Source organism: Paenibacillus sp. LHD-38 (assembly GCF_031157315.1).
Taxonomy (GTDB): Bacteria; Bacillota; Bacilli; order Paenibacillales; family Paenibacillaceae; genus Pristimantibacillus.
In genome coordinates, this window is sequence record NZ_JAVIFU010000007.1 from 193,430 (window position 1) to 219,886 (window position 26,457).

Genomic DNA, 26,457 nt, shown 5'->3' on the forward strand with positions numbered 1-26,457 from the left:
CGTATAGGTTTGATAATAAAGCGATCGATTCTGATCCTGGCGGCTGTGATGATTATCGCGAGCCTAAGTCCTAAGCCGGCTCACGCATCGCCGTACGAGGGATATACCTATTCATATTGGGGAAATGCCGTTCAATCGCCGATCGCTTATCTTCCTTCCAGGACGATAACAGGTCAGGAAATAGGCATTGGACCAATGGCGACGCCGAGCGATATGTTCGCGGCGTCTGACGGCAATCTGTACGTTCTGGATTCTGGTAACGGGCGAATTGTGGTGCTTAACAGCGAGTGGAAGGCGATCCGCCAAATTCAAGGCTTCGATAATAACGGCAAGCAGGATAGCTTCAATAAACCGGAAGGCATCTACGTCAGCGGGGCAGGTCATATTTATGTGGCGGATACCGAAAATAGGCGCGTAGTCGTACTGGACGGGAGCGGAGCGTTCATCAGAGAAATCGGCGCTCCGAAGTCGGAGGTGCTTAGCGACAATTTCGAATATTTCCCGCGCAAGGTCATTGTCGATAAAGCCGGCCGAATCTATGTTGTCGCGAGAGGCGTCTTTGACGGCATTATCGAATTCGACAGCGTTGGCGACTTTACCGGTTTTATAGGTACGAATCCTGTGCAATTCGATCCGGTTGATTTGTTCTGGAAAACGGTATCGACAAAAGAACAGCGGGAAAAAATGATCCGATTTGTCCCGATTGAATTTAACAATGTGGACGTAGATGCAGACGGATTTATCTTTACGACTACGGCTGACAAGCAAACTTCAGTTCCCGTCAAAAGGCTGAACCCGTCCGGCATCGATGTGCTTCGCGTAAACGGGGCATGGGGTCCGATAGGCGATTTCAGTAGAGAGCGATCGGCTTTCATCGACATCGATGTCAGCGGCAATGGCGTGTACCGGACGCTTGATTCGACTCGGGGGCGGATTTTCACTTATAACGAGGACGGCAATTTATTGTACGTAATCGGTCAGCACGGCAATCAACTCGGCACGTTCAAAACTCCGGTCGCGATTGAAAGTTTCGGCAATCGAATTTTTGTTCTGGATAGTGATCTGGGAATGATTACCGAGTTTGCCGCGACTAAATTCGGAAGCCTGGTTAACGAAGCGAACGGTTTGTACAGTATAGGGAAGCACGATGACGCGGCAAAGCTGTGGGAACAAGTGCTCAAGCTGGATGCGAATTACGAAATGGCCTATGTCGGAATCGGCAAGTCGATGCTGCGTCGAGGCGAATACAAGCAAGCTATGACTTATTTAAAGCTGGGCAACGACAGGGAATATTATTCCAAAGCGTTAACGAAATTCCGCAGGGAATATATGCGCGAGTATTTCGGGACCTACATGACGATTGTGGTCGCGCTGATAGTGGTCATAATGGCCGTGCGCCGTGGCATGAGGCTAAGAAAGGAGGGCATGAAACAGGATGCAGTTTCTCAAGGACGCTAAGTACACACTGCATGTCGCTTTTCATCCCTTTGACGGTTTTTGGGATCTGAAATACGAGAACAAAGGAAAGCTTAGAATCGCGCTTACCATCTTGTTCGGCGTGACGGTAATGATGATACTGAAACGCCAGTATGCCGGTTATGTAGTCAACTTTAATTACCCGCTGGATTTAAACAGCATTGACGAGTTGAAATACATTGTCCTCCCTTTCCTGCTCTGGTGCGTCGCGAACTGGTCGTTGACTACACTGATGGACGGGGAAGGGAAATTCAAAGAAATTGTCATCGCCACAGGCTACGCGATGCTCCCTTTAATTCTAATCTATCTGCCCAATATATTGCTCAGCAATGTCATTACGCTGCGCGAGGCTTCATTCTATTATTTGCTGGAATCCGCGGCTGCGCTATGGTTTGTTTGGCTGCTGTTTATAGGAACGATGACGGTTCATCAATATACGGTTATGAAGACGATCATGACGATGCTGTTGACCGTCGTGGTCATGGGTGTCATCATCTTTTTGGGTCTGCTGTTCTTCAGCCTGATTCAACAAATCGTTGCTTTTGTTTACACGATCTATCAGGAACTTTCATTGCGAGCATAAGAAAGGGGGCCAAGCGGTGAAGCGGAGGCTTGCGATCATCATGACAGCAGTTATTATCGGCTGCTTGCTTATATCCCAAGGCACCAATTTCGCGGAACCTGCATCCGGGGCGGTGGCAGGTTCAGAGGCTGGGGCAGCGTCCGCGTCCGCGCCGGTCGACGAGCAGACTGCCGAGTCTACGGTTGCGAGCGGCGATTCCGGCAAGGCGGCGAGTATAGCCGAAGGTATGGATAAGGCGGCCGAGAATGAATTTTTGATTTTGTACGTCAACAATACAACGACGGAAATCGCGGTTCAGGACAAGCGAAGTGGGGCGATCTGGTATTCCAATCCGCAAGATCGTGAACAAGATCCGATCGCCACAGGCTATAACAAAGCAAAGCTGAACGTGCAGGTCGAGATTTCTTATTTGGACGCTGCGGGAAATTCGGTAAAGTATGACAATTATACGCACAGCGTTCAGAGCGGCCAATATGTCATTGAGAAGGTAAGCGACGGCTTGAACATCGTTTATACGCTAGGGGAAGTTAAAAGCGATATCGACACGATCCCTAAATATATAAGCGAGGAAAGATTTCAAACTCTCATCCTGGACAAGATCGAAGATTCGGGAGACAAAAGAGAAGTTGAAAAGCGTTTTAAGCATAACGAGCAAGAGAAGCGTTACGAAAGAAGGGACTCCTCTTTAAAGGGAGTCGGATTAAAGAAGGTAACCGAAGTTTTCGAACAGATCGGATATGACGAGGAGCAGAAAGCGATCGATAACGCTGCGTCTGGCGAAGCGGCTGCCAGCGATCTTAATGTCAAGATCCCTCTCCATTATCGGCTTGACGGAGAGCAGTTGAAGGTTACGGTTGATTCGGGCGGGGTCGAATACCCGGAATCGATGAAAATTCAAACGCTATCCCTGCTGCCGTTTTTTGGTGCAAGCGGACTCGAGGATGAAGGCTATACGCTCGTCCCGGACGGTTCGGGTTCACTGATCCGCTTTAACAATGAAAAAACGTATGCCACGCCATTCCGTAAAGAACTATACGGGACTGATTCGGCCATTCGTCAGCAAATCCGAATTCAGAATGATGAAGCTGCGCGATTGCCTGTATTCGGAATGAAATACGAGGACCGGGCATTCGTCGGAATCATTGAAGAAGGGGATGCGGTCGCAGCAGTCGAGGCTGACATAAGCGGCAGGCTTAACGTCTATAACACGGTGTCCCCTAGCTTTAAGCTCCGTAACCTGGAGGAGGTTACGCTGACGAACGGGTGGCGCTCCAGCACGGTTAAGAAATTTCAAGCAGCGCCTTTCCAGGGCAATATTAGCGTTCGATACGGGTTTCTCGGCGCCGAGGATGCCAGCTACTCCGGCATGGCCACGGAATACCGCAATTACTTGATCAAGCAAGCGGGTCTAACTAGGCTGACGGATGAAGAAGGCGTTCCGTTCTATGCCGAGCTTATAGGCGGCATACCGAAAAAGAAATTTTTCCTGGGCATTCCTTATAACGCTTATGAGCCGCTTACGACCTTCGATCAGGCCGAATCCGTATTGGGTCAAATGCTGGATCTGGGAATCGGTAATATCAAGCTGCGTTATACGGGTTGGTTCAACGGCGGCATAATCCATGACCTCGCGAAATCCATTACCGTCGATAAGAAGCTAGGCGGAAGCAAAGGATTGAACGAACTGAAAGCTTATGCTGATGCCAACCACATCTCGCTGTTTCCTGACGCAACCTTTCTTGAAGCAGCTCCGAACGCGGACGGTTTCAAAAAATCGCAGGCTTCCCGGTTTATTAATGGCAAGCTGGCGCATATTTATCCGTACAGCGCTGCCAACTTCAGGGAAGAAGACGAACAGGAGCCCGGTTATGTGCTTAGTCCGAATTCGCTGCCCCAAATTGTAAACGGATTTATTGACGATTACGAGAAGCTGCAGCTGAGCGGTGTGTCGCTGCGCGATCTTGGCAGCATGCTGAATTCCGACTTTAACCGTTCCAATGTCATCGATCGCGAAGAAGCGAAGGAGATCGTGAGTGGACAGCTGCAACAAATAAGCGGCTCCGTCAAGGAAATATTGGTGGAAGGCGGAAACGCCTATGCGGCTGCCTATGCGCGGCATATCGTAGATGCGCCGATGACAAGCAGCGGATTTATCATTACCGATGAAACCGTTCCTTTTTTTCAGTCGGTGTTTCACGGTTACATTAATTACGCCGGAACGGCCTGGAACATGGCGGACGATCAGGATTCTACGTACAACTTCCTGAAGGCGCTCGAAACGGGCTCCGCTATGCATTTTACATGGTTTAATGCTGATTCGTCGGCGATCAAGATGACAGAGTTCGATCACTTGTATTCTGCCGATTACCGGCTATGGATCGATGAAGCTTCACAAAGATATCGCGAGCTAAACGATGTTCTCCATGATGTGCAGTCCCAAATAATTGCCGATCATCGAATGCTGGCCGACGGCGTGTATCAAACGACGTTCGAAAAAGGCAAAACGATTATCGTCAATTATAACGATACAGAATCGAATGTGGACGGAATTATAGTGGGGGCAAAGGATTATTGGGTTGGAGGTGAAACGCAGCGATGAGGTTCAAGAAGCTTTCGCTTGAACAAAAAAACAGATATTACGGACTTTATTTCATACTTCCCTGGTTTGTAGGCTTCTTGTTCCTGTTTATGATTCCGCTCTTGTCCTCGTTCCGGTACAGTTTAAGCAATCTGCAAGTTACGGATGATGGCTTCAGCCTGGAGTTTATCGGATTGTCGAACTATCGGGAGGCGCTGCTGTCGCACGAATCGTATGTCAGGATATTGACGGAATCCGTGATGAATATTGGGGTTAACACGCCGCTCATTATTATTTTCAGTTTATTTTTTGCAGTTCTTCTCAATCAGAAGTTTAGAGGACGAGTGCTCGCCCGGGCTATCTTCTTCCTTCCGGTTATACTGGCATCGGGAATTATCGCTAGTATCGAGAACGGAGATTTGATGCAGTCCGTCGTCCAAAGCGCGAACGATACAACCGGCGGCGGTTTGTCCGTTATGAAAAATTTGGAGCTCACCGTCATCCTCGTCGAATCAGGGATAAATATTACTTTTGTCGAGTACTTGACGGGGGCTGTCAGCCGAATCTATGAGATCGTCAGTCAATCCGGCGTCCAAATTTTAATTTTCCTTGCAGGGCTTCAGTCGATCTCTCCCTCTTTATACGAGGCTGCCAAGATCGAAGGCTCGACCGGCTACGAGTCTTTTTGGAAAATTACGTTTCCTATGATCAGCCCGTTGATACTGACAAATCTGGTCTACACGATAATCGATAGCTTCATCAGCGATGAAACAAGCCGGCTAGTGGTAGATACGGCATTCAAAAGCTTCGATTTTGGTCTCAGCGCCGCGATGGCCTGGATGTACTTTGCCGTCATTGCGCTTGTGCTGTGGATCACGACGTCGATTGTGTCGCGCAAGGTCTTTTACCAAGATTAGCGGTTTAGGCTAATGCTTACGAAGTATGTTTGCTCTGCAAACATTGAAGGCGAATGCTTACGATGTATGTTTGCTCTGCAAACATTGAAGGAGAGATTACATGAAGACGGAAACCGCAGTACAACAACGGTCAACGAAAGAAGAGCGGATGCACCGCATGCATCGTATGGCATCCGCTGCCTATTGGGTTGAATTTGCAAAGAAATGGTTATGGGTCATCGTCCGATTCGTACTTATTTTCGGCATATCATTTGTCATCGTCTACCCGATTTTGTTGAAGTTATCGATTGCATTCAAAAGTATGGATGATTTATACGATTCTGCGGTCATTTGGGTGCCGAGGGCGTTAACGCTCGATAACTTCAAGCTCGTGTTCCAAGCGATGAACTATCCGCGCGTGCTGCTCAATACGTTATTTCTCTCTTCCGCGGTTATGCTGCTCCAAACGATAACCTGCGTGCTGGCCGGATACGGTTTTGCGAGAGTGAGGTTTAAGGGAAGCGGCCTTTTGTTCGCGGCAGTTATTTTTACAATTTTAGTGCCGTCCAATACGATTATGATTCCGCTCTATTTACATTTTAAAAATTTTGATCTGTTCGGATTGATTGAGCTAATCAAGGGCGAGCCAGCCAATCTGATCAACACCTACTGGCCGTTTATCATTTCTGCGGTACTCGGCATGGGCGTGAAAACCGGGTTGTACGTTTATATTTTTCGCCAGTTTTTTAAAGGGATTCCAAGAGAAATTGAAGAAGCCGCTTACGTTGACGGCGCCGGCTATTTTTCAACCTTCAGAAGAGTTATTTTGCCCAATGCAATTCCTTCGATGGTGACGGTCATGCTGTTCTCGTTCGTATGGCAATGGAACGATTCCTTCTTTACGAATATGTATTTGAATGAACCGAAGGTCATGTCTTCGATGATGGCTTCTTCCGGGTATGCAATCGCGACTTTCCTTAGCGGAGGGGAACAGGCGGCAACAGCATCCTATGTTCAGGATCCGTTCTTTATGTCCATGATGATGAATACCAGTGTCCTGATGGCCATACTTCCGCTTATTATTTTATATTTGTTCGTGCAAAGACATTTTGTAGAAAGCGTTGAACGCTCAGGATTAGTAGGTTAGGAGAGGCGGATGAAAAGAAAATTGATAGTCATCACACTTGTTGCTTTTACTTCAGTTCTCGGCTTGTATTTCGGATTCACATCGGGAGGTTCTGACAGTCCTAGCAGTTCCAACAGCTCCAATAGCGTGAAAGAGACAGTGGAACCCGTGCAGCAGTCGAAACCGCCGGACGCTTATGTATCGATAGACGAATCAGTCCGCTATCAAACGATTGATAACTTCGGTGCGTCTGATGCATGGTCTATGGATCCTCTAGGCAAGCAATGGACGGAAGAAAATAAAAATCGAGTTGCAGACCTGCTTTTTTCGAGGGAGAAAGGGATCGGGCTGTCGGCATGGCGTTTCAATATCGGTGCAGGCTCGAGTGAAACGGACCAGACGATTATTCCCGATCCATGGCGGCGGGCAGAAGCGTTCAAGATGTCGGAGACCGGCGATTACGATTGGAACAAGCAGTCGGGCCAGCAGTGGTTTCTACAGGCAGCCAAGGATCGCGGCGTAGATTCTTTGATCGCATTCGTGAACAGCCCTCCAGTCTGGATGACGAAGAACGGACACGCCCAACCGGACCCGGATGTCGGCTCCACCAACTTGAAAGAGGGCTATGAGGATGAATTTGCGGCATACTTAATCGATGTATTGGAGCACTTTAGAAAAGAAGGTCTGACGTTTGAATATATCAGTCCCATTAACGAGCCGACCTGGGATTGGAACCGTGCGCAGCAGGAAGGGAACCGCTATAACAATGAAGACCTGAAGCGCGTCATTCTCGAATTGCACCGTCAGTTAAAGAAAAGCAGCCTCGATGCGCAAATCAGCGCTGTAGACGGCGTGGAAATTACTTCGCTGCTGGATGACGAATATTATCAAATGTTTGCGGGCGGCGGGCAATATACAAGCGGGGCCAATAGCCTGGGAGCAGGAAAATACCGGGAGTATATTAAGGATTTTCTCGGCGACCCCGAACTGGGGGAAGCGATCGGCAATAAAATTGCTTCGCATTCCTATTGGTCCGATTACAGCAAACCGGGAGACGACCGGCTCGGCAAGCTGAGAGAATTGCTGGATGCCAATATGAAGAAATACGACGCTGAGGCTAAATATTGGATGTCGGAATATTGTATTCTTGGCGATTACGGTCCCGGCCGCGACCTCGGCATTGATCCCGCTTTGTATGTGGCCAGAACGATTCATTTTGATTTGACGAAGGCGAATGCGGCCGCTTGGCAGTGGTGGACGGCGGTGTCCAAGGTCAATTACAAGGACGGTCTAATTTATACCGACTTTAATGAAGCAGGAGACGAGCAAAATATTTTGACATCCAAAATATTATGGGCTCTTGGCAACTACAGCAAATTTATACGTCCCGGCGCGGAGCGCATTGCGCTTACGGGGCTGGACGAGGGAGCTGAGAGCGAGCTGCTCGGCTCGGCTTACGTACATGAAGGAGAACAGACGGTTACGGCTGTGTTCGTCAACGACAGCGAAGAGGATAAGCGTATTCAGCTTTCGTTGAAAGGCATAGACAAGAGCCGTTCCATTGGGGTTATGGAATCGTACATTACGTCAGCTGGCCACGATCTTGCCCAGGGTGAAGACGTTCCGGTTCAGGACGATCATAACTTCGAAGCGGTTATTCCCGCGAAGTCTGTCGTTACCTTAACGGGGAGAGGGGCAGACGATGCAAGGATATAGCAGAAGCGATGAAGATACGGTTCGACTAGACCAAGAAGCGCTGACGGTATACAATATCGAAAATGTGCGGGGCCACTTGACTTTGCCTGTCAAAGGAGCGAACGGAACGACGATAACTTGGCAATCCGGAAGCCCTGAGATCATTGCGGCGTCCGGAGAAGTGACCCGTCCCCAGTTCGGCAGTGGAAATCAATCGGTGAAGCTAACGGCAACCATCACCCGAAATGGTGTAACTGCGGAGAAAGTGTTTGAGGCAACGGTCAAAACGGGTCCTGCAAAGGAAGATTATGCGGGTTACCTCTTCTCTTACTTTACAGGAGAAGGGACGCCGGACGCAGAGCAAGTCTATTTCGCGCTTAGTGAAGGGAACGACCCGCTTCGCTGGAAAGAGCTGAATGGCGGGAGGCCGGTACTTACGTCCACTATGGGCGAGAAAGGGGTGAGGGATCCCTTTCTCATCCGATCCCCCGAAGGCGATAAGTTTTATATGATTGCTACTGATCTGAAAATAAACGGAGACTGGAACTGGGACCGGGCTCAAAGTCAGGGGAGCCGATCCATCATGGTATGGGAATCGAGCGATCTTCTGAATTGGACCGAACCAAGAATGGTCGGGGTTTCGCCACCAGAGGCAGGCAACACGTGGGCTCCCGAAGTTTTTTATGATGAAGCAACGGGCGAGTATATCGTGTTCTGGGCCTCCAAGCTGTTCACTGATGAAAGTCATGCCGGCAATGCCTATCAAAAAATAATGTATAGCAAAACCCGGGATTTCTATGTCTTTACTGAACCGCAGGTGTACTTGGATTTCGGGTATTCCATTATCGATACGACTATGATCTCCCATAAGGGGAAGATCTACAGGTTTACGAAAGACGAAAGAGACAATCAGCCGTTATCACCTTACGGAAAAATGGTATTTCAGGATGTATTGGGCTCCGTATTCGATCCCGGCTGCCAAATGATTAAAGAAGGCGTCGGCAGCGTTAAAGGCGTCGAAGGTCCAACCGTGTTTAAATCCAATACAGAAGAAAAATGGTATTTGTTCGTCGACGAATTCGGTTCCAGAGGTTATTTGCCGCTAGAAACGACTGATCTGGACTCAGGCGTATGGACGCTTTCTACCGATTACGATTTACCCGGCAGCCCCCGTCACGGAACGGTTATACCGATAACGAAAACCGAGTACGATGCCATTTACGCCAAATACTTGAGTCACCGTTGACAGTTCAAGAAAAACGGGTCTTGCATGAAAAAAATACGCTTAGTAAGCCGCATATTTGCGGCTTTTTCATTTTAACGATATGCGCTCTAGGATCGGTCAAAGGCTAAACTTATCGGTAAAAACATCACGTTGCGGGAGATCGATATTTGCGGCGATACTGGGTCGGCGTCAAGTGCACGCTCTTCTTGAACTGTCTCATAAAGTGGACCTCGTTGTCATACCCGCAAAGCTCTGCGATCGTCTTAACATCGTGATCGGAATTTTCTAGTTGATGCAGAGCATATTCGAGCCGATTGTGAATGACGTCATTAATGACGGACACGCCGAATATTTCCTTGTACAGCTGTTGAAAATGCGATCGGCTCATATTCATGCTTGCCGCCAGCTCATCGATCGAGTACGAAATCGAAGGCGTATTGTAGATCACGTTACGAAGATTAATAAATTGATCATAATGCTTGCTAATGTGATGGTTGGAATCGATGCGGCTGCGCATTTCGCTTAGTTTCATGAGCAGACAACGTACGGTAGCGTCCATAATCTCGCGCTTATAGGGGCCGTTATGGACATGCTCGCTTTGGAGCTCGCTTACTTTTCTAGAAACATAAAAAGGGTCATGAGCCGTCATGACCGTATCGAGCGGCAGTTGAAGCTGCTGACAAAACATGTCTATTTCATCGGAATCGAAATGAAACCAATCATGCATCATAGGCTGCTCGATGGCTCTATAATATTGCTTACTGCTTTTGCCATACAGGATATAGCTGTTTTGCTCCGTGACGATTAATTTTCCTTGCGATTCAACTTCCATTTTGCTGCGGAACAGCAGAAACAAGTAGTCGCCGGATCCTTCCGGCCGGTCGACGATGAACCCTTCTTCATGCGTGACATTGTAGCCGCATCTCTTGATTTGAATCATTGTTATCCCTCCGCTATTTTCTGGACAATAAATCAGTTAATACCTATCATACATCATTTACGATTGTATAATAAAGTTGGAAAATAGGGTGGGATAATGCTTTTATTATGGATTATATTTCAGCTATGAGGATGAGTGAAACCAATGGTTGCTAACTTGGAGCAGTATGCGGGGTATTTGTTTGCTTATTTCAAGGGCGAGCGATACGAGGATGGGGAGCAAGTATATTTTGCGCTTAGTGAAGGCAATAACGCTCTCTCTTGGAGAGAGCTGAACGGAGGACGGCCTGTTCTTGTTTCTACGATGGGGGAGAAGGGCGTACGGGACCCTTATATCGTCCGATCTCCGCTAGGCGATTCGTTCTATTTGGTTGCGACCGACCTGCGGATACACAGCAACGGGGATTGGAATCGGGCAGTCACGGCGGGAAGCCGCTCGATTATGATTTGGAACTCTTCGAATCTCGTTGATTGGTCAAATCAATCGATGGTGGAGCTAGCGCCGGAGGGGGCAGGCTGCACGTGGGCACCAGAAGTATTCCGCGATAGCAGCTCGGACGTATATTACTTGTTTTGGGCTTCTATGCTGGACGGCAGTCTTCCGGATACCGATCGATACCATCGTATGATGGTAGCCGAAACAAAGGATTTTGTAACGTTCAGCAAGCCGAAAGTATACATGGATTACGGGTATTCGGTCATCGACACGACGATGATTGAAGCCCAGGGCAGCGTGTATCGGATTAGCAAAGGGCAAAACATCATGTTGGAATCAGGCAGCTCTTTCTACGATCCGAGCTTTAAGCTTATAAATGGCAGCGTTGAACAGCCCTATTTACGCCAAGGTGAAGGGCCGATTATTTTCAAGTCAAACACAGAAGACAAGTGGTACGCATTTATCGATGAATACGTGGATCGTGGCTACATTCCACTCGAAACGACGGATTTGAGCTCCGGCATATGGTCGTTGCCCGAGCATTACTCCTTGCCCGCTTCGCCGCGCCATGGCTCGGTCATACCCGTTACCAAGCTGGAATACGATAGATTGCTAGAACGATATGGAGGATGATTTTATGGAGAAGAAGTTGCAACAGCCGACCTTGATCGGCGAATGGGCTGATCCGTTCCTGTTTCAAGACGGAGAAAACTATTATTTGTATCCGACGAAGGACAGCGATGGATGGCTATACGAGAAGTTCCATGTTTTCCACAGCAAGGACTTGATTCACTGGGAAGGGCCGTACTTGGCGCTGGACTTGACCGAGGTCAGCTGGGCGAAGACAAGAGCATGGGCTCCCGGTATTAACAAGTATAAAGGCAAGTATTACATGTACTTCTCTGCGGAGGCGCAGATCGGCGTTGCCGTATCCGATTCGCCGCTTGGGCCGTTCAAGGATTTGCTTGGCAGGCCATTAATCGAGAAGAACGAATACGATTGTCAGAGCATCGACGCCGACCTGTTCGTTGACGAAGACAATCAGCCTTACTTGTTATGGGGTCAAGGAAAGTGCTGGATCGTTCCACTTGAGGACGACATGATTTCATTTAAAACGAAGCCAGTCTTGTTGTCCAATCAGCTGTATGAGCTTCGCGGCAAAGATCCGGACGTGTTCGATAACGGCATATATAACGAAGGGCCGCATATGCAAAAGGTAGACGGGAAATATATGCTGACCTGGAGTAACTACGATACCCGCGATCCGAGATACCAAATCTGTTACGCTACGAGTGACCACATTTACGGGCCTTATGATTCGCCTGAGGATAACCGCGTAACGCGGCACTCCGACCTTTACACCGGAACGGGCCATGCATCCATGGCGAAGTATGAAGGCGACTGGTATTTATGCTATCACCGGCTTATCGACCCTTCGAGTACTGTATTGCGCGAAACTTGCATTAGTAAAATCGATTTCAACGATGGCAAGCCAAGCGTTGGTGTAGACCACTGGATATCGGTTGATGGAGGAAATTTCAAATGAGTGAGGCACAAGGAAAGCTTACGATACATACGAAGCAACGGGGTGCTGAACTTGGCGATTTGTTCGGCATTTTCTTCGAGGATTTGAACCATGCGGCAGACGGCGGGCTCTATGCGGAGCTAGTTCGCAACCGTTCGTTCGAGTTTGATCCGATCGATCACCCGGACTTCCATGCGTTGACCAATTGGGAGAAGGTTGAACGAGGCGGCGGACAGGCTGAACTCAGGATTGAGGACTCACAGCCGATGAATGAACGTAACAGGCATTACGCCGTTATTACTATTCGTATGGCAGGCGATGGAGTGGGAATCGCGAATTCGGGCTTTAATTCGGGAATTCCAGTTAGGGTGGGGGAAGACTATCGATTCTCCTTCTACGCGAGGCGCAATGAGAGCTTCAGTGAGCCGGTGCGCATAGCGATTGAAAGTAAGGCAGGAGTTGTTCACGGGGAAACGACTGTTGTGGTGGACTCGTCCGAATGGAGAAAATACGAGGCTGTTATATCTGTGGATGAAACCAATTACAGCAGCAGGCTGACGATTACGACAGGCGGCTCGGGCAGCCTGTATGTAGACATGGTCTCGTTGTTCCCGCTTAGGACGTTCCTAGGACGTACGAACGGGCTGCGGGAAGATATTGCAACTTTGCTGGCTGAGCTGAAGCCGAAGTTCATGCGCTTTCCAGGTGGATGCCTCGTTCATGACGGCTCGCTTAACCCGGATGATCGCAACTCGATGTACCGTTGGAAGAACACAATCGGTCCGGTTGAACAGCGTCCTTCGAGACGGAACAATTGGCGATATAATCAGACGCTTGGATTAGGCTATTACGAATACTTCCAATTCTGCCAAGACATCGGCGCGAAGCCGATTCCTATCTTGCCAGGCGGGTATGACCCGCATCATAAACGGATCGTTCCGATTGACGAACTAGGCCCGTGGATCGACGATGCGCTTGATCTGATCGAATTTGCGAATGGCGATCTCTCGACGGAATGGGGAGCTATCCGCGCCGAGCTTGGTCATCCAGAGCCGTTCGGACTCGAATATATCGGCATTGGCAACGAGGAGGTCGGTGAACCGTTCTTCGAGCGGTACAGTTATTTCCACCAAGCGATCAAGGCTAAGTACCCGACGATGAAAATCATAAATTCCAGCGGTCCGTTCGCGGCCGGGGGTGAATATGAGCGAGGCTGGCAGTCGGCGAGAGAGAATGGCTCCGATCTAGTGGACGAGCATTACTATCAATCTCCGGAGTGGTTTCTTGCCAACTTCGATCGGTATGACGGGTTCAAGGCTGATGAACCAAAGGTGTTTCTGGGAGAATACGCCTCGTGGGGCAACACCTATTATAATGCGCTCGCAGAAGCGGCATTCATGATCGGCTTGGAGCGTAATGCCCATGCGGTTGGACTAGCTTGCTATGCGCCTATGCTCTGCAACGTCGATTATGTGAACTGGAAGCCTGACCTTATCTGGTTCAACAACCATGAGGTGTTTGGAACGGCGAATTATTACGTACAGAAGTTGTTCATGCATCATCAAGGCGACCGTTTGCTTCGCATCGAAGCGAGCGGCTTCGAGAAGCCGCAAGGCATCGAGGCGAAGCCGATAAATGGCGCTATCGAGCTGGGCACGGACGCCAGCAGCGTTATATATTCGAATGTCAGGATCGTGAATAACGATTCAGGCGAGGAGCGAACGTTTACGGGCTGGACGGCCGAACTGTCGGATACGGAGAAAGCTCGCCTTGCAGGCACAGCCAAGCAGTCGGCACATCTCTGCGTAACGGATTGGACCAATTATACGTTATCCATGACGGCTAAGAGAACGGACGGACCAAGAGGATTCGTGATATCGTTCGGCTGTGCGGACGATGATAACCGGTTGTTCTGGGAAATTAGCGGCTGGCAAAATCAAGATTCCATGATTAGCTCCCGAGTCAACGGTCGCAATTCCTGCTTAACCCAAAGCTTGTTCACCGTCGAGAATGACGTCACCTATGAGCTCGCGCTCGAAGTATCGGGAAGACAGATTCGCAGCTACATTAATGGTAAGCTCATTCATGATACGGAGGATAAGCTGCCCCTTATCCAGCCGATCTACTGTTCCTCAAGCGTAGATGACAATTTTGGCGACACAATCGTCAAAGTCGTCAATATGCAGGACGTCGCCGTATATGCGGACATCGCGTTTGAAGATTTGCCGGAGGCAGGCGGACGCCGCGTTGAAAGCTACGAATTGTCGGGTCATTCGCTCAAGGATGAGAACAGCTTCGAGCAGCCTCAGAAGATTGTGCCGGTTCAGCGCGACTTCTCGTTCGAAGGCAGCAGCTTCTTACATGAGTTTCCAGCGCACTCCGTTACCGTATTCAGAGTCAAAATGCCAGTGGTATAAGCTGTCTGAACCGATATAACGTCTATGGAGCTTATGAGCAGAAGTAACCGGCCACGCAAAGTAGGCCGGTTACTTTTTTTGTGAAAATGGAAATTCCGGAAATCACTCATTCTCATGATAAATATGAAACGTCTCAGACGAGGTGCCCGCGCTTGCTGGCACCATTTTGCCACGCCATTTTCAGGAGCTGACCTCAGCCAGGTTTAGACCCGAAAGGCGAAGCACTAATGACTTCATTCTCTCTATCTCTTTCTAGAAGGCTAGTTGCATCTAGCATTTTATCATTGAAAGCACTTTCCAAAATTGTGATATAATGAACTGCAATTTATAAATCATTTCTATAGAGGAGATGACATCATGTTTAATGTTCTTATCGTTGACGATGAACAAATAGAACGGGAAGGCATAAAAAATTTGATCGCTCAGTACAAATTTCCTTTCAATGTGCTGGAAGCTGAGAATGGTCTAGTTGCCGAAGGCATTCTAAATAGGAAATCAATAGATATCCTGATTACGGATGTAAAGATGCCAATGATGAATGGCTTGGAATTAAGCAAGATTGCCAAGAAAACGCAGGAAAATCTGAAAATCGTGATATGCAGCGGATATGATGAGTTTGAGTATGCTAAAAGTGCGATCAAATTAGGGGTAGTGAACTACTTGTTAAAGCCTTTGGCAGTTGATGAATTCCTGGAGGCGATGGAAGATATTACACAATTTAGTCCATGCAAGGATAATCCTGAGCATGAAACGCAGGAATCGAAGGTTATCAAGCAAGTGAAGGAAATAGTGAAGGATAACTTCCAGAGAGATCTCTCATTATCGGATGTAGCTAAGGAAGTATACCTTTCTCCGGGTTATTTAAGCATTTTGTTTAAGAAAGAAACGGGTGTGAATTTCTCGAAGTATTTAACGGATTATCGGCTGCGCAAGGCAAACTATATGTTAATCCACTCCAATATGAAAATAAATGATATCGCGGTTTTTGTAGGAATTGAAAATACTTCTTATTTCTGCAGATTATTTAAAGCTAAATATAATGTCAGTCCATTACAATATAGAGAGAACGGTATCGCTTATGATCAATCTGATAAAGAAAAAGTTCAATGATATCAGATTCCGCAACAAGTTATTGCTTTCTCACCTCATTATCGCGTTGATTCCAATTATTTTATTGGGGCTAATTTCCTTTATCCAATCGTATAGAACGCAGATCAAAGAATTAAAAAGTGAAGCGGCTTCAAGCTTAAACCAGATATCCAACATCCTTGATTATAAAATTAACCGATATAATACGCTATGCGAGTTCATGGTGCTCAATCGAGAGTTTTCGAATGTATTTATCAATAATTACGAAGAAAATTATTTTGATATGTACCTCGATTTTAGGGACAAAGTGGATCCCATGATTTCGCATATCAAATTAATGGATGATGATATCGAGGAAATCACTTTTTATACGTCAGGAGACTTACTTGGCATCCGTGAAAATATTTTGCCGCTAAGCGAGTTGAAAAATAAGCCCTGGTACGACGGGTTTAGAGGTAGACAATGGGTCGTATATGACGGAAGTGTATATTTGGTCCAAGAGCTGATCAGTAATTTCAAAGACAGCAATTTTATGGTGATTTCAATTAATTATGATAGTATTTTTTCAGATCTGGATAAGCTGTCGGAATATATATTTGTGAATATCGTGAACGATAAAGAGCAAATTGTTTTTAGTGAAAAAAAACCAGAGCAACTCTCAGCTCCGGCCGCTTTATCTGATTATCCCTTGAAAATAAGCGGTAATTTGAAAAATATCGAATGGACGATCCATTATTATCTCTCGAACGCTAACGCTTATATTAATGCATTTGCCATTTTTAAAATTACCGTATTTGTTATTTTGCTCAGTCTAATTATCACTTTCTTTCTCATCTACATATTTTCAAACAATTTCACGAGACGGATTATCCATTTGAAAAATAAAGTAGATAAAGTTGAACAAAACAATCTAGATGTGATTATTCAAAGTGCGTCCAAGGATGAATTTGGGGGACTCACGAATGGAATCGGAAAAATGCTGGAGCGGATTAACAGTCTTATTTTTCAAGTGTATCAGGCCGAAATCGCCAAAAAGGAAAGTGATTATAACAAGCTCATAAGCCAGATCAACCCTCACTTTTTATATAATACCCTCTCTTTTATTCATTGGCGGGCGTTAAAAAAGAAAGATATAGAAACGAGTTATATGGTCACCACGTTGGCGAAGTTCTATAGATCAACCTTAAATAAAGGCAGAAATATGGTTACGATTGAAAATGAGATTAAGCATATTCAAGCCTATCTGGATTTGCAGTACATCATGAATGATGGAACATTTGAAGTGGACTACAGAATAGACGAATCGATTCTAAATCTATCGATCATTCATTTCATATTACAGCCTATCGTGGAAAATGCCATTATACACGGATTCGCCGAACCGAATTCTCAGGGTAATCAGATTATCATTTCAGTGTATCCCGAGAATGAGGAGATCAAAATGATTGTAAGCGATAATGGCGCGGGCATGTCCCTGCAGCAACAAAAGCAGCAATTAACAGCGGATAACGGCGGCTGCGGCGTAAGGAATGTTAATGACCGTATCAAGCTGTATTATGGCAACGAATACGGGATGGAAATTGAAAGTGAGCCCAATAGGGGAACAACAGTCACACTAACGATTCCGCTTTCTTGATGCAGGAGATTGCTCATCCCGAAAACCGAGGTACTTCGCGTACAGCGGTTTTTTTGTATTGTCGATAAAGGAAGATGGAACACTAGAAAGTGCTACAGAAAAGAAAAATGTTGCATATACGCTATTCGTGATAGCGCATACAATTTAATTATAAATAAGCAAAGGAGCTAATAAACATGGGGAAAAGCAAGAAATTCGCAGTGATATTGATAACTTGTGTAAGTTTGCTAGTGGCCAGTGGTTGTAATAGTGCAAAGAATGGGGGCAATGAAACAGTAAATCCGGTCAATGAAAATGATTATAATCCTTACGGGAAATATGAAACGCCTGTCGAATTTACGATTGGCCGACATACAAATCATGTGAATAATTTGCCGGAGGGGGATACCATCGAGGATAACCTAGCTACAAGATATGTGGAAAGCAGGGTGAATGTAAAAGCGAAGGTCGCCTGGGAGACAGATGATATGGGTCAGAAATTATCCCTTTCGATGACTACCGGTGATTTGCCTGATGTTATGTTGGTCAACCGGGAAATTTTCAATCAATTGGTAGATAATGATCTGATTGCCGATTTGACTGAGGTCTATGAAAAAACAGCATCCGATGGAATTAAGAAAATTTATGATTCTTATAGCAGTTTATTATTGGATCAAGTGAAGGTCGACGGCAAAATCATGGGACTTCCAATGACGAATATTGGGAATCAGCATCAACTATTGTGGGTGAGAAAAGATTGGATTGATAAAGTTGGAGCTGAAATACCAAAAAGCTTGGATGATGTCTGGAATTTGGCAAAAACCTTTGTAGAAAAAGACGCTTCAGGAACGGGGAAAACAGTAGGATTTGTCATGGATCAGAATGCCATGAATTTCACGCCTGTTTTTGCAGCACATCAAGCATTTCCTGCGCAATGGATTACGGGTAAAGATGGACAAGTCGTATACGGGTCAGTTCAGCCGGAAATGAAAGCAGCGTTAGCAGATTTGAGTGAGCATTACAAAGAGGGAATTATAGATAAACAATTTGCAGTAAGATCGAACGAAGAAAAAGAAGCTCTGGTGATTAACGGTCAAGTAGGCATGCTATTTAATCCTTGGTGGATCGGTTATACAAACTATAAGGATTTCATTAAAAAAGATCCGAATGCCGAGTGGGTAGCGGTTTCTGCTCCTGTTGATGCCAATGGGAAATTTAAGACGATTCGCCAAGACCCAATTGGCGGCGGGATCGTCGTCGTGAAAAAAGGATTTAAGCATCCGGAAGCGATTATGAAATCTATTAATTTAACAACAGACTTCTTATATTCCATGACCGATGATGCCGTGCAATACAAAAAAGAGCATTCGGATGAATTGTTAACAGATAAAAGCAGATGGAATAACGATCCTACTCAAATTCCTATGCAAGTCGATTATGACGATGTATTAAAGCGTTACTATGAAGACATTATGGAAACAGATAAATCTGGAGATGAAACCGCGATCCAGGAAGATCGAATTGTGTCCTATCGTGCTTATCAGGAGTTTAAAGAAAAGGGAAATAGTATTGATGTAAATACTTACGGAGAATATCTATCCCGTATTGAGGGCCAGCGAGAAGCAAATAATGAGAACCTTGAAGTAATTCCTGGCGGTTTTTATGGAACAACCGAAACGATGAAAATGAAGTGGGCTAATCTTCAAAAAATGGAAGAAGAAGTGATTCTAAAAATTATTATGGGTGAAGCGAAGATAGAAGAGTTTGATAAGTTTGTTGAGACGTGGCATCGCACAGGCGGAGATGAAATTGCCAAAGAGATAAATCAATAGGAAGCAGCATCAGGTGGAGTCATCCTCCACCTGAACATTTTCGTTTAGCTGAAGCAAGCAAGTTCACTATTTTAGATATAAGGATGTGATGCGAAAATGGCGCAAGTGGATATGAGTGTAACTAGAGAGAGAAAGACCCTCAAAAACACACCTAAAAAACGGAACTGGTCTAACGGTATCGTCTATCATTTCATGCTGTTGCCCGGAATGGTCATGCTGTTTATTTTTTCGATTGTTCCCATGTTTGGAGCCGTAATGGCCTTTCAAAGATTCATTCCCGCGAAAGGGATATGGGGTTCCGATTGGGTGGGCATTGCCAATTTCACCTATATGTTTCAACTGCCGGACAGTAAGCAAATTTTTATTAATACGATTGTAATTGCGATAGGAAAAATTTTACTAGGCTTACTGGTACCTATTGTTTTTGCCCTGTTATTGAATGAAGTAAGGCTTAAAGTCTTCAAGAGTACGGTTCAAACCATTGTATATTTACCGCATTTTATGTCATGGGTTGTCTTAGGCACCATGTTGTCCATGATTTTTTCATACGATGGCATGGTAAACGGTTTACTTGATTTTTTAGGTCTGGAACGAGTTATGTTTTTGGCAAGCAATACATGGTTTAGACCCCTGCTTATTTTAACGGATACGTGGAAGGAGTTTGGTTACGGGACTATTATTTATTTGGCTGCCTTAACGGCAATTAATCCGGCTTTATATGAATCGGCGGCGCTTGACGGCGCTAATCGCTGGAAACAGATAAGAAGCATAACGCTGCCAGGCATCTTTCCAACCATCGTTTTACTAGGCACCTTGAGTCTGGGAAATGTATTGAATGCAGGGTTTGACCAGGTATTCAATCTATATAATCCGTTGGTATATGAAACAGGGGATATCATCGATACCTTTGTATACCGTATGGGTCTGATCAATATGCAGTATTCGTTTGCCACAGCCATTGGATTAATGAAATCTGTCATCAGTTTTGTTTTAATTATTCTCTCCTATAAGTTAGCTGCAAAATACGCCGGGTATAAGATTTTTTAGGAGGTAAACATGGTACAATCCAAAGCCCTGGGGTCCAGGTTTGTAAATATATTGATCATAACAGCATTGTTAATGATCACTTTTCTTTCAGTCGTTCCGTTGGTTAATACGATCGTGATTTCGATCAGCAGCAGTACAGCCGTGAATGCAGGAGAGGTTTATTTTCTCCCCGTAGATATTAATTTCTCCTCCTACGAAAAGATATTAAATGATACGAAATTTTGGAAGGCATTTCTCGTCTCGGTTGAGCGGGTTGTTCTTGGAGTCAGCCTGAATATGATTCTGACCATATTAATGGCATATCCGCTATCCAGAAGTATCAAGCATTTCAAATCCAGAAATATATACATGTGGGTTATCCTATTTACGATGTTATTTAGCGGCGGTATTGTTCCTTGGTTTATGGTCATAAGTAACCTGGGGTTGATTAATTCCATCTGGGCTTTAGTATTACCCGGAGCCGTCCCCGTATTTAATGTCATATTGCTGATGAATTTTTTTAAAGGAATTCCTAAGGAGCTGGAAGAGGCCGCATTTATGGATGGAGCGGGCCCGCTCAAAATATTAACTCATATTTATCTTCCTGTTTCATTGCCAAGCTTAGCTACCATTGCCTTATTTTCCATTGTAGGCCATTGGAATAATTTCTTTGACGGAATTATTTTAATAAACGATAGTGAGAAAATTCCTCTGCAGACCTATCTTCAGCAGCTCAGCCTGACGCGGGACCAAATACAGAATCTTACGGTCGAGCAGCTTAAGGAGTTTAATAAGGTATCTAATGTCACCTTGAACTCGGCAAAAATTCTAGTGTCTATGATTCCTATTTTATTAATCTATCCTTTCTTGCAGCGGTATCTTATTCACGGAATCGTCTTAGGATCGGTAAAGGAATAGTTAAAAACGAAGTTACAAAAGCCTCAATAATACATTTCAGGAGAATGATAATGCAAAACAATACGGAAGAAAAGATTATTCAATACGTTAGCGAAAGAATGTCCGACCGGCCTAAAATCATTCAGATGTTCAAAAGCTGCTATCAGAATACGCTGGAAACGACCATTCGCCGGCATGATGAGGATGGGACGGTATTCATGCTGACCGGAGATATTCCGGCCATGTGGCTGAGAGATTCTGTGAACCAGCTTAGGCCTTATTTAATGCTGGCGGCACAGGATACCGACCTGAAGAAAATAATCGAAGGGGTATTGAAAACCCAATATCAATCGATTTTAAGAGATCCATATGCCAATGCGTTTAATGAGTATGATAATGCTAAAGGGCATCAAAATGATAAGACTGAAATGTCAGGATGGATCTGGGAAAGAAAATATGAAATAGATTCATTGTGTTATCCTATTCAATTAGCTTATTTATATTGGAAAAACACAGGCGAAACGGGACACTTTACTCCCGATTTTGAAACAGCGGTTCGGTTAGTTTTGAAAGTCTGGCGGACCGAGCAATATCATATGGAACATTCAACCTACACCTTTGAACGAGAAAATTGTCCTGCCACGGACACTTTGGATAGAAATGGAAAGGGGAGTGAGGTGGCGTATACAGGGATGACCTGGTCGGGATTCCGGCCAAGTGATGATGCCTGCAAGTATGGTTATTTGGTGCCTTCGAATATGTTCGCCGTGGTGGTGTTGAAGTACTTGGAGGAAATTAATGATTTGTTCATTCATGATCAGAGCCTGGGTCAAGAGATCATGTCCATTCGAAAAGATATCGAGCAAGGCATCGAACATTTTGCTGTCGTTAACGATGAAGAATTCGGCCCGGTTTATGCCTACGAGGTCGATGGATTAGGACAGGTCAACATCATGGACGATGCGAATGTACCAAGTTTGCTTTCACTCCCATATCTTGATTACTGCAAAAAAGACGATTCGATTTATCTAAATACAAGAAAGATGATTCTCAGCCAAAGAAACCCTTATTATTATGAAGGCAAGTATGCCAAGGGGATCGGCAGCCCGCACACACCGGAACATTACATTTGGCATATCGCTCTATCCATCCAAGGAATGACCGCTATCGATGAATCAGAGCAGAACGAAATACTGGATATGTTTGAACGTACAGACGCGGGCACAGGTTTGGTTCATGAAGGATTTCATAAAGATAATCCGGGCGAATTTACAAGAGAATGGTTTTCTTGGTCTAATGCCATGTTCGTTGAATTTATATTAAGTGTATGCGGGCTGGAAATCAGAAAGTCATAATTAAATGATATGTTAATATATCAATTGGCTTCGAAATTGTATATTGACATTAGATTAGTATGAATATTATAGTGTTAATGAAAGCGCTTTATAGCGAATATGCTCGCTGCGGTCATACGGAGAGACTTGGCTTGTAAGCTCCGCGTGATTTGGTGCAAAACGGAGCTGGAACGGGGATGATGTACGAAGGTTCTCAGTAGGACGATCACCCGGCATTCCATATTCTTATTCAACAAGTACATTTCTTGACGCGTTGGGCAGTGTATATCGAACCGACCTGATAAAACTCATATTGAAATGGAGGTAATATTACGATTATGGCACTGAAAAAAACGAAACCATCTGCGTTATTAGTGTTATCTTTGGCATTTTCCTTAATTTTCGCTTCACTGTCTTCCATTGGAAGTACAAAAGCATATGCATTTACTTCATCGGATGCGGACACTGCTATGGAGGCATTTAACGCAAAGTTTTGGGATAGCGAGTCAAAGTATTTTTGGACAAATTCCAACCATGGCGACAGCTATCAAGGCTTCTGGGTGGAAGCAGAGCTTTGGGAGATGGTAATGGATGCATATGTTCATACTTCAAATCCTACCTTGAAAGCAAAGCTTAGAACTCAGATTGACGATATATTCGATGGTACAGTAGCTAAGTATGGAGATGACTGGACAAACAATCATTTTAATGATGACATCATGTGGTGGGCAATGGCGTCCGCAAGAGCTTATGAAATAACGAAAGATCAAAAATATTTGGATAAAGCTAAATATTATTTTGATTTTGTATACGATACGCAATGGGATGACAACTTTGCAAACGGCGGCATCTGGTGGATGAATAGTGAGCATAACACAAAAAATTCCTGCATTAATTTCCCGGCAGCACAAGCAGCTGTTTTTATGTATAACATTACTGGGGATGACCATTATCTAGATGCAGCTACCCGTATTTACAAATGGGGCAAGACGATGCTTACGGATGGCAATGGCAAAGTATTTGACCGTATAGAGCTTGAAAGAGGTGCTGTCCCTGATGCCACGCATTACAACCAGGGTACTTTCATTGGTGCAGCAGTAGGATTGTATCAAATAACAGGAAGTACCGTTTATCTTGATGATGCAGTGAAAGCCGCTAATTTCACCAAAAATCATTTAGTTGACGCAAACCAGTTGTTGAACTATGAAGGGCCGAACGGGGATTTAAAGGGCGGTAAAACGATACTAATCCGTAATATGGCTTATCTTCAAGATGCTTTAAATGAGAGAAGCGAAAGTGCATATAAGCAGGTTAGTGAACAATTAAACTACTGGCTTGCCTTCAATGCGCAAATGGCATGGAACAATAGAAATGCTGACAATATCATAGATGGAAACTGGGCAGGGCAGCTGCATGCCGGAACCTATGATTCTTGGTCAGCATCCAGTGCTGTTGAAGCGCTGACTGTTCTAGAATCACAAGATGTGGCTATCCAATATGCGGTTAAAGATCCTTACAAAAAAATAGAAGCGGAAAAGTATAATATCGGTACGGGATTCGTTATGGAGGACAGCACGGAGGGATCCAAGCAATTGGGAGGCATTCAGCCCGGAATGTATGCGGCTTATAAGAATGTCGATTTTGGATCTACCGGTGCAGTTGGATTTATTGCTAGAGCTGCAAGCGGAACAGGCGGGGGGAATATCGAAGTAAGGCTCGATTCCCTGGATGGCCCTAAAGTCGGCACCTTGAACGTACAAGGAACAGGCGGATGGAATAATTATACGGATGCCGTTACGGTTCTTAAGGATGATCAAGGAAACCCAAGTGTTGTAACAGGAAGACATGATGTATATCTGTCCTTCACAAAAACAAACGATCAATATTTATTTAACTTAAACTGGTTTAAATTCACCGCAACCGATCCAACGAAAACAGATGCATACGCAAGACTTAAGGCTGGAAATTTCGACAGCAGTTCAGGCTTAAGTAAAAATGAGGAAGGCGGATTTTTAGAAGGCATTCATAACAACGCTTATGCCTCTTATAAAGGAATTGACTTTGGAACAGGCGCCGCTGGTGTGACCGTTCATGTAACAAGCGGTAATCAAGGCGGCACGATTGAAGTTAAGCTGGACAGTCTGGACGGACCAACGGTAGGCACAATTGGAATTCCGGCTTTAGGAGATTCGGATAACTGGGTGGACATCATGTCTAACATAGATGATACCAAAGCAGTAGGTATCCATGATCTATATCTCGTTTTCCGCGGGGCGAATGAAAGCGACTTGCCTATATATTTGGATTGGTTCACTTTTTCAACAGTGAAAGGGCAAGCAAAGGACGCTTATGGCAAGCTTGAGGCTGAGAATAATACGAACGGTGTAGGATTCGGTACAGAAAATGGCGGAGGCCAAACCTACCTGGCGGGAATATATGGTCCTAATAAACCATATGCCATGTATAATTATATTGACTTTGGAAGCACAAGCCCATCTAAATTTACCGTTAATGCAGCAACAGACACAGGTGGAGGAACGATTGAAGTAAGAATTGACAGCATGAATGGCCCTGTTATAGCTACAAGTACGGTTTCAGGAACAGGCGGTTGGCAGAACTTCAAGGTTGTCTCGGCAGATGTTACAACTCCTGTAACGGGTAAGCATATTGTTTTCCTACTATTTAAAGGAGGAGACTGGTTATATAACTTTGATAAATTCACTTTCGGTGATCCTGCCGTATTTACAAAACCTACTCCCCCTCCTGTACCTGAAGAGGACCATGTTGCTCCAGGAGAGGTTGAAAATGTTCAGATTATTCGTGGCGATGACAATATGAAATTGTATTGGGATGGTCCATATGCTATCGATGGTCAAAAGGTGCAAATCTCTTTATTAAACAATGGACAACAGGTTGGAGACGTAAAAGAAGTTAATAGAGGCATACAAACAGCTGTTATATCAGGAATTGAAAAGAATACAAGCTACACAATCTTAATAAAGACTGTAGATAAGTCAGGAAATGTTTCACAGGGGATAATGATTGATGATAAGGACTTACCTTCATTTTCACTTTCTGCAAACGAAAAGGTTTTAAAAGAGGGCGAATCTTTTGAAGATTATATGGCTTTAAACTTCAAAATAAGAGAAAGCTTAGCAGCTATAAAATCTGCAAAAATCACAATTGACGGAAAGCAATATACGATTGATCCTCAGAAAAAGGACAGTATAGCTATCGATATGGCCGGGAATTTAGGCGATAAGACGGCTACTGTTGCAATAGAGGATTACTCAGGCAACAGGCTTCAGCATACATTTAAATTTAATGTTGCAACTAGTGTAAATTCCATGAAACAATTAATAGCTCGTTTCAAGGATTCAGGAGAAATAAGTGGAGCGATGACACCACAGCTTATCAATGCTCTTGCTCAGGTTCAACATCAACTTGATAGTGGGAAACGGAATAATGCGATTAAACATATGAAGGATTTTATTAAGCACTTAAATAATAAAGCCTTAAGTCATAACGTTAAAGACGGTGCCAAAGCGATTCTGAATTCGGATGCTCAATCACTAATAGATATTTGGCAAAATAGCAGTTCAGAATAGATCTATTTATATGAAACAACCTCGCAGCTACTAAAACTGTGAGGTTGTTTTATATATTTCAAGATCAGTACCATTCAAGGAAATGTCCTTTTAGTGAAGACACAACATGGCGGTTGGGTGTTTCCTGGCGGCAAGAATCGCTTGACTTGGAGTTAACTCC

Annotated in this window: 18 protein-coding genes; 17 read left to right on the forward strand and 1 reads right to left on the reverse strand. The window is 45.0% G+C overall.

Annotated features, from left to right (window positions below; translation table 11 throughout):
• Positions 1-9 precede the first annotated feature (9 nt).
• From RCO25_RS08590 to RCO25_RS08620, 7 genes are all read left to right on the forward strand, one after another.
• Positions 10-1,458: a gluconolactonase gene (locus tag RCO25_RS08590; protein ID WP_308995722.1), complete on the forward strand. Its 1,449-nt coding sequence runs from the start codon at positions 10-12 to the stop codon at positions 1,456-1,458.
• A complete protein-coding gene (locus RCO25_RS08595; protein ID WP_308995723.1) occupies positions 1,436-2,059 on the forward strand; it encodes a Yip1 family protein in 624 nt (207 codons plus the stop codon). Before RCO25_RS08590 ends, RCO25_RS08595 begins: the two co-directional genes overlap by 23 nt.
• Positions 2,060-2,075: 16 nt before the next feature.
• Positions 2,076-4,658 (forward strand): DUF5696 domain-containing protein, encoded by a 2,583-nt coding sequence (locus RCO25_RS08600; RefSeq protein ID WP_308995724.1) that lies wholly within the window; start codon positions 2,076-2,078, stop codon positions 4,656-4,658.
• Positions 4,655-5,554, forward strand: coding sequence for a carbohydrate ABC transporter permease (locus tag RCO25_RS08605; protein WP_308995725.1), 900 nt, complete (start codon positions 4,655-4,657; stop codon positions 5,552-5,554). The genes RCO25_RS08600 and RCO25_RS08605 overlap by 4 nt, the downstream gene beginning before the upstream one ends.
• A gap of 148 nt (positions 5,555-5,702) precedes the next feature.
• Positions 5,703-6,680, forward strand: coding sequence for a carbohydrate ABC transporter permease (locus tag RCO25_RS08610; protein WP_374992087.1), 978 nt, complete (start codon positions 5,703-5,705; stop codon positions 6,678-6,680).
• Positions 6,681-6,689: 9 nt separating this feature from the next.
• Positions 6,690-8,375: a glycoside hydrolase gene (locus RCO25_RS08615; protein WP_308995727.1), complete on the forward strand. Its 1,686-nt coding sequence runs from the start codon at positions 6,690-6,692 to the stop codon at positions 8,373-8,375.
• Entirely contained in the window at positions 8,362-9,600 is a 1,239-nt protein-coding gene (locus RCO25_RS08620; protein ID WP_308995728.1) for an immunoglobulin-like domain-containing protein, read from the forward strand. Before RCO25_RS08615 ends, RCO25_RS08620 begins: the two co-directional genes overlap by 14 nt.
• A gap of 124 nt (positions 9,601-9,724) precedes the next feature.
• Here RCO25_RS08620 and RCO25_RS08625 read toward each other — a convergent pair whose 3' ends face one another.
• The gene (locus tag RCO25_RS08625; protein ID WP_308995729.1) at positions 9,725-10,519 is read right to left on the reverse strand and encodes a helix-turn-helix domain-containing protein; all 795 of its coding nucleotides are present in this window, start codon (positions 10,517-10,519) and stop codon (positions 9,725-9,727) included.
• A 144-nt stretch (positions 10,520-10,663) separates the two neighbouring features.
• Here RCO25_RS08625 and RCO25_RS08630 point away from each other — a divergent pair, with 144 nt between their 5' ends.
• The 10 genes from RCO25_RS08630 (at position 10,664) to RCO25_RS08675 (ending at position 26,297) form a co-directional block, all read left to right on the forward strand.
• On the forward strand, positions 10,664-11,587 hold the full coding sequence (locus RCO25_RS08630; RefSeq protein ID WP_308995730.1) for a glycoside hydrolase family 43 protein: 924 nt from the start codon (positions 10,664-10,666) through the stop codon (positions 11,585-11,587).
• 4 nt (positions 11,588-11,591) lie between these two features.
• Positions 11,592-12,500 (forward strand): family 43 glycosylhydrolase, encoded by a 909-nt coding sequence (locus RCO25_RS08635; RefSeq protein WP_308995731.1) that lies wholly within the window; start codon positions 11,592-11,594, stop codon positions 12,498-12,500.
• Entirely contained in the window at positions 12,497-14,896 is a 2,400-nt protein-coding gene (locus RCO25_RS08640; protein WP_308995732.1) for an alpha-L-arabinofuranosidase C-terminal domain-containing protein, read from the forward strand. Before RCO25_RS08635 ends, RCO25_RS08640 begins: the two co-directional genes overlap by 4 nt.
• Positions 14,897-15,253: 357 nt before the next feature.
• Positions 15,254-16,006 carry a response regulator transcription factor gene (locus RCO25_RS08645; RefSeq protein ID WP_308995733.1) on the forward strand — a complete coding sequence of 251 codons (753 nt, stop codon included), beginning with the start codon at positions 15,254-15,256 and terminating at the stop codon, positions 16,004-16,006.
• Entirely contained in the window at positions 15,975-17,621 is a 1,647-nt protein-coding gene (locus RCO25_RS08650) for a sensor histidine kinase (RefSeq protein ID WP_308995734.1), read from the forward strand. Before RCO25_RS08645 ends, RCO25_RS08650 begins: the two co-directional genes overlap by 32 nt.
• A 176-nt stretch (positions 17,622-17,797) precedes the next feature.
• Entirely contained in the window at positions 17,798-19,432 is a 1,635-nt protein-coding gene (locus tag RCO25_RS08655; RefSeq protein WP_308995735.1) for an extracellular solute-binding protein, read from the forward strand.
• Between the two features lie 96 nt (positions 19,433-19,528).
• On the forward strand, positions 19,529-20,479 hold the full coding sequence (locus tag RCO25_RS08660) for an ABC transporter permease (protein ID WP_374992081.1): 951 nt from the start codon (positions 19,529-19,531) through the stop codon (positions 20,477-20,479).
• A 9-nt stretch (positions 20,480-20,488) separates the two neighbouring features.
• Complete coding sequence (locus tag RCO25_RS08665; protein WP_308995736.1) at positions 20,489-21,376, forward strand: carbohydrate ABC transporter permease; 888 nt, start codon at positions 20,489-20,491, stop codon at positions 21,374-21,376.
• A gap of 50 nt (positions 21,377-21,426) precedes the next feature.
• The gene (locus RCO25_RS08670) at positions 21,427-22,710 is read left to right on the forward strand and encodes a glycoside hydrolase family 125 protein (RefSeq protein ID WP_308995737.1); all 1,284 of its coding nucleotides are present in this window, start codon (positions 21,427-21,429) and stop codon (positions 22,708-22,710) included.
• Between the two features lie 317 nt (positions 22,711-23,027).
• Positions 23,028-26,297 carry a carbohydrate-binding protein gene (locus tag RCO25_RS08675; RefSeq protein WP_308995738.1) on the forward strand — a complete coding sequence of 1,090 codons (3,270 nt, stop codon included), beginning with the start codon at positions 23,028-23,030 and terminating at the stop codon, positions 26,295-26,297.
• Positions 26,298-26,457: the final 160 nt, after the last annotated feature.

Bases quoted from the DNA above. Each gene is read 5' to 3' on its own strand.
- RCO25_RS08595 (WP_308995723.1), top strand. From the start codon at position 1,436: ATGCAGTTTCTCAAGGACGCTAAGTACACACTGCATGTCGCTTTTCAT.
- RCO25_RS08605 (WP_308995725.1), top strand. From the start codon at position 4,655: ATGAGGTTCAAGAAGCTTTCGCTTGAACAAAAAAACAGATATTACGGA.
- RCO25_RS08610 (WP_374992087.1), top strand. From the start codon at position 5,703: ATGCACCGCATGCATCGTATGGCATCCGCTGCCTATTGGGTTGAATTT.
- RCO25_RS08615 (WP_308995727.1), top strand. From the start codon at position 6,690: ATGAAAAGAAAATTGATAGTCATCACACTTGTTGCTTTTACTTCAGTT.
- RCO25_RS08620 (WP_308995728.1), top strand. From the start codon at position 8,362: ATGCAAGGATATAGCAGAAGCGATGAAGATACGGTTCGACTAGACCAA.
- RCO25_RS08625 (WP_308995729.1), bottom strand. From the start codon at position 10,519: ATGATTCAAATCAAGAGATGCGGCTACAATGTCACGCATGAAGAAGGG.
- RCO25_RS08630 (WP_308995730.1), top strand. From the start codon at position 10,664: ATGGTTGCTAACTTGGAGCAGTATGCGGGGTATTTGTTTGCTTATTTC.
- RCO25_RS08635 (WP_308995731.1), top strand. From the start codon at position 11,592: ATGGAGAAGAAGTTGCAACAGCCGACCTTGATCGGCGAATGGGCTGAT.
- RCO25_RS08640 (WP_308995732.1), top strand. From the start codon at position 12,497: ATGAGTGAGGCACAAGGAAAGCTTACGATACATACGAAGCAACGGGGT.
- RCO25_RS08645 (WP_308995733.1), top strand. From the start codon at position 15,254: ATGTTTAATGTTCTTATCGTTGACGATGAACAAATAGAACGGGAAGGC.
- RCO25_RS08650 (WP_308995734.1), top strand. From the start codon at position 15,975: ATGATCAATCTGATAAAGAAAAAGTTCAATGATATCAGATTCCGCAAC.
- RCO25_RS08655 (WP_308995735.1), top strand. From the start codon at position 17,798: ATGGGGAAAAGCAAGAAATTCGCAGTGATATTGATAACTTGTGTAAGT.
- RCO25_RS08660 (WP_374992081.1), top strand. From the start codon at position 19,529: ATGGCGCAAGTGGATATGAGTGTAACTAGAGAGAGAAAGACCCTCAAA.
- RCO25_RS08665 (WP_308995736.1), top strand. From the start codon at position 20,489: ATGGTACAATCCAAAGCCCTGGGGTCCAGGTTTGTAAATATATTGATC.
- RCO25_RS08670 (WP_308995737.1), top strand. From the start codon at position 21,427: ATGCAAAACAATACGGAAGAAAAGATTATTCAATACGTTAGCGAAAGA.
- RCO25_RS08675 (WP_308995738.1), top strand. From the start codon at position 23,028: ATGGCACTGAAAAAAACGAAACCATCTGCGTTATTAGTGTTATCTTTG.